Origin of the sequence: Thermoflexus sp. (assembly GCF_025055495.1) — a bacterium.
Lineage (GTDB): Bacteria > Chloroflexota > Anaerolineae > Thermoflexales > Thermoflexaceae > Thermoflexus.
On record NZ_JANWXB010000030.1, the window covers coordinates 1 to 4,415 of the forward strand.

Sequence of the window (4,415 nt, forward strand, 5' to 3'; positions counted from 1 at the left end):
GCCTTCGGCGGCCTTCCCGGCCCCAAAACATTCTTTATTCTTCCCTCCCCACGGTCCTTTGGGCCGTGGGGAGGGAAGAGACGGGGAGTAGGGCGGACCATCCCCCCGTTGTGCAACGAGTCTATTGTGAGCCCCATTCGCATGGACACGGTGAGCCCTTATCGGGGGATTCCATGAAGCCCCATTCCCCCCAAACCCCCATAGGGAATCCATCGTTTCCGTAAGCGGCGTCGAATTCACCGCATGAGTTTGCAACAGAGCAACTCTGCCCTATAAAACACCGGATGGAGAACGATGTTACAGCGCGAGGTTTGAGCCAGTGTCTGGAATCCCGCAGCGGAAAGCGGACCATATCCGGATCAACCTGGAAGAGGATGTCAGCTTCGGACAGCTCACCACGGGCTTCGAACGGTTACGCTTCATCCACCGGGCCCTGCCCGAGCTGGACCTTCGGGAGGTGGATCTTTCCACTGCCTTTTTGGGGAAACCTCTGAAAGCCCCGCTGCTGATTTCCTCAATGACCGGCGGCACCGAGGAGGCCGCCCGCATTAACCGGAATCTGGCCGAGGCCGCCCAGGCCTGCGGCATCGCCATGGGATTGGGTTCCATGCGCGCCGTCCTGGAGCACCCGGAGCTGCTGCCCACTTTTCAGGTTCGCCGCTACGCGCCGGATATCCTCCTCTTCGCCAATCTGGGAGCGGTGCAGCTGAATTATGGCTACACAGTGGATCACTGCCGGCGGGCGGTGGAGCTGGTGGAGGCCGACGCCCTGATCCTGCATCTGAACCCGCTGCAGGAAGCCCTTCAGCCGGAGGGAGATACGAACTTCTCGGGGTTGCTGCGGAAGATCGAAGCGGTGTGCAAATCCCTCCCGGTCCCAGTGGTCGTAAAGGAGGTGGGCTGGGGGATCTCGGAGGAGATCGCCCGTCTCCTGGCTGAGGCCGGGGTCTCGGCTATCGATGTGGCGGGTGCGGGGGGGACTTCGTGGAGCCAGGTGGAGATGCATCGGGCACCCGATGAGGCACACCGGCAGGTGGCAGCCGCGTTTCGGGAATGGGGGATCCCCACGGTGGAGGCCCTGCGAATGGCCCGGCGGGGCGCGCCGCATCTCCCCCTCATCGCCAGCGGGGGGATTCGGGACGGGGTGGATGTGGCCAAGGCGCTGGCGCTGGGCGCCTCGCTGGCCGGGATGGCCGGGCCGTTCCTGCGGGCGGCTGTGGCCTCTGGGGAGGCGGTGGTGGAGGCCGTTCGGATCATCACCCACCAGCTACGGATCGCGATGTTCTGCGTGGGAGCTCGAAATCTGGAGGCCCTTCGCTCGGTTCCATTAGTGGAAATCTAGTGCTTTGTCCATTGAGGGTTTTCGGGGGCGGTGCGAGGGCCCAAGTCCCCCCGCACTGCCCCCGGAAGATTTTTTCTCCCCTCTCCCCACGGCCCAGAGGGCCGTGGGGAGAGGGGAGAAAGGGGGGCCATCGCCTTCCGGACTCGCTTTGGTTCCTCAAATCCCCAGTTTATAACTGGACAAAGCACTAGTGTCTTATCCAGGTATGAAAAGGGCCAGGCCCCTCCGATTTGGGGAGAATGCGAACGGCCTTCACACACCTATGCCCCCCATCAGGTCCAGCCGGCGGCACGGGCTCTGAACATGAGTCGAAAATTCATGAGGGCAGTAGTCTTTGTGGGATGCAGGCCGCTGAAGGCCGCTCGCGCCCCACAGAAAACCACCTGTTGAGGCAACGGCATGACTACGTGGGAAGCCTTCTTTAACGAATGGATGCCGCTCCTGGAGGCAGAGATGCGGGCGGCGGTGGGGGGACCTGCTCACCCCTCCGAGCGGCTCTTCTACGGCATGCTTGCCTATCACCTCGGATGGGTGGACGCGCAACTCCAGCCGGCGCGACATGATGCCGGGAAACGCATTCGCCCGATGCTTTGTTTGCTGGCCTGCGCAGCCTGCGGCGGTGATCCCGCTCGGGCGCTGCCGGCGGCAGCGGCGATCGAGCTTCTTCACAATTTCTCCCTGATCCACGATGACATCCAGGACCGCAGCGAGACCCGTCGGGGCCGCCCGACCGTGTGGGCGCTATGGGGGATCGCCCAGGCGATCAACGCCGGCGATGCGCTCTTCACGATCGCCCATCAGGCCCTCTGGCGGCTCCGGGGGCGAGGAGTGCCCGCGGAGCGGATCCTGGAGGTGGCGGAACGCTTTGACGCCGCCTGCCTGATGTTGACTCGGGGGCAGCATTTCGATCTGTCGTTCGAAGAGGCGGAGCGCGTATCGATCGAGGGCTATCTGGAGATGATCCGAGGAAAAACCGCCGCCTTATTGCAGGCGGCCGTAGGGATCGGCGCACGCCTCGCCGATCGCCCCTCCGAGGATCTGGAGGCGTTCGGGGAAGCTCTGGGGCTGGCCTTCCAGATCCAGGATGACCTCCTGGGGATCTGGGGAGATCCCGCGGTGACCGGCAAGTCGGCTGCCGATGATCTGCAAGCGCGCAAGAAGACCCTTCCAGTGATCATCACGATGGAACGAGTCCCTGAGTTTGCGGAACGCTACCGCGATCCACAGACCCCTCTGGAAATCCTGCTCCGGGATCTGGAACGCAGTGGAGCCCGCGCCGAGGCCGAGACCATGGCTGCCGTTTTCACCCAACAGGCTATGGCCGCCCTGGAACGCGCCGGGCTACGAAATCCATATGGAGAGGCCCTGCGAGATCTCGCCCGGGCGCTGCTTTCCCGAACGCGATAGCACTACCCCGATCCCGAAAACTCCCGGAACGCTCGTTTCTCCTCCCTCCCCGCAGCCCAAAGGGCCACGGGGAGGGAGGAGAAACGGGGAGAGAGGTCATCGATATCCCCGCTGATCCCCGTTCTCAAAGTTCTCATTAGTCCAGGATCCAGGGATAAAAGCAACGGTGGACTTGAAAACCCGGCTAAAAGCCTATGCTCAGGACCTCGGATTCGACCTCATAGGAGTGGCCCAGGCCGGACCCACTCCTTCCGCAGATCGATATGAGGAATGGGTTCGAGCCGGTCGTGCGGCGACTATGACTTACCTCACTCGCCCTGAGGCCATCGAGAAACGCCGGGACTTGCGCAACCTCTGGCCGGAAGCCCGTTCGATCATCGTCGTGGCGATGAATTACTACGCCGGGGGACCTCCCTCGCCAGATGATCGGCCCCGCGGCCGGGTGGCCCGCTACGCCTGGGGGGAGGACTACCATGAGGTCATCGCGGAGCGTCTCCGCGCCCTATTGAAGTTCCTGAACCAGGAAGCCGGCCGGCCCGTCCAGGGAAAAATTTACGTGGACACCGGGCCCGTGCTGGAGCGGGCCTGGGCCGTGCAGGCTGGGTTGGGATGGATCGGGAAGAACAGCATGTTGATTCATCCCCGCCTCGGATCCTATCTGTTTCTCGGCGTCCTCCTGGTGGATCTCGATCTGAAGCCTGATCCGCCCTTCCCCTTCGATCATTGCGGGACATGCACTCGATGCATCGATGCGTGCCCGACGGGCTGCATCCGGCCGGATCGCACCCTGGAGGCGGAGCGTTGCCTCTCGTATCTGACGATCGAGCGGCGGGAGGAGATCCCGGAGGATTTGCGCCCGGCGATGGGGGACTGGCTGTTCGGTTGCGACATCTGCCAGGAGGTATGCCCCTGGAACCAACGGTTCGCCCGGCCGACCCAGGAGCCGGCTTTTCAGCCCCGCGAGGGGATCGCACGGATGCTGCTGGAGGAGGTGCTACAAATGGACGAGGCGACGTTCCGGGCCCGGTTCCGCCGCAGCGCCATCCGTCGCGCCAAATGGCGAGGGCTGGTGCGCAATGCCCTGGTGGTCGCCGGGAACTTGCGAGCGAAGGCATTGAAGGCCTGGATCCAGCGCTGGCGAGAACACGAGGATCCGATGCTCCAGGAGCACGCGGAGTGGGCCATGGGGCACCTCTGAACGCCCGGTGCCTGAGGTTTGGGGGCGGAGCGGAGTTCCCTCAGCAGCTTGCCCGGTGCGCCATGCGTGTTCATTCGGAGGTTTCCGACTCCTTTTCCACGCCGTAAAACGGCGCGGGAAAGGAGGATCATCCTCCCGCTGGAACAGGATATTGACACAGCGTTCCGTTCCAGGATAGAATGGCCTCGAATCTTTCCGGGGAACGGGATGCGGAAGGCCCTCTGAACCCCTAAAGAGCCTGGATCCCACAACCCCACAAAGGAGGGAAGCGATGACGCACATCATCACCAGCCTGTGTCTGCGCGATGGTGCGTGCGCTCAGGTCTGCCCGGTCGAGTGCATCGTCCCCGGCAAGCCTGAAGATCAATGGCCCTGGTATTACATCGACCCCGACACCTGCATCGACTGCGGTGCCTGCGTCCCCGAGTGTCCGTATGAAGCCATCTTCCCTGAAGACGAGGTCCCCGA

General features: G+C 63.3%; 4 protein-coding genes. All 4 read left to right on the top strand.

The genetic code is table 11. The features are described from left to right. The first annotated feature begins 319 nt into the window (after nt 1-319). Entirely contained in the window at nt 320-1,342 is a 1,023-nt protein-coding gene (gene fni, locus NZM16_RS01100) for a type 2 isopentenyl-diphosphate Delta-isomerase (protein ID WP_295477890.1), read from the top strand. Between the two features lie 399 nt (nt 1,343-1,741). Further along, entirely contained in the window at nt 1,742-2,749 is a 1,008-nt protein-coding gene (locus NZM16_RS01105; RefSeq protein WP_295449802.1) for a polyprenyl synthetase family protein, read from the top strand. A gap of 166 nt (nt 2,750-2,915) precedes the next feature. Beyond that, entirely contained in the window at nt 2,916-3,947 is a 1,032-nt protein-coding gene (gene queG, locus NZM16_RS01110) for a tRNA epoxyqueuosine(34) reductase QueG (RefSeq protein ID WP_295477893.1), read from the top strand. A 271-nt stretch (nt 3,948-4,218) separates the two neighbouring features. Beyond that, nucleotides 4,219-4,415: ferredoxin family protein (locus NZM16_RS01115; RefSeq protein ID WP_295477896.1), on the top strand; the 197-nt coding region annotated here is incomplete at its 3' end.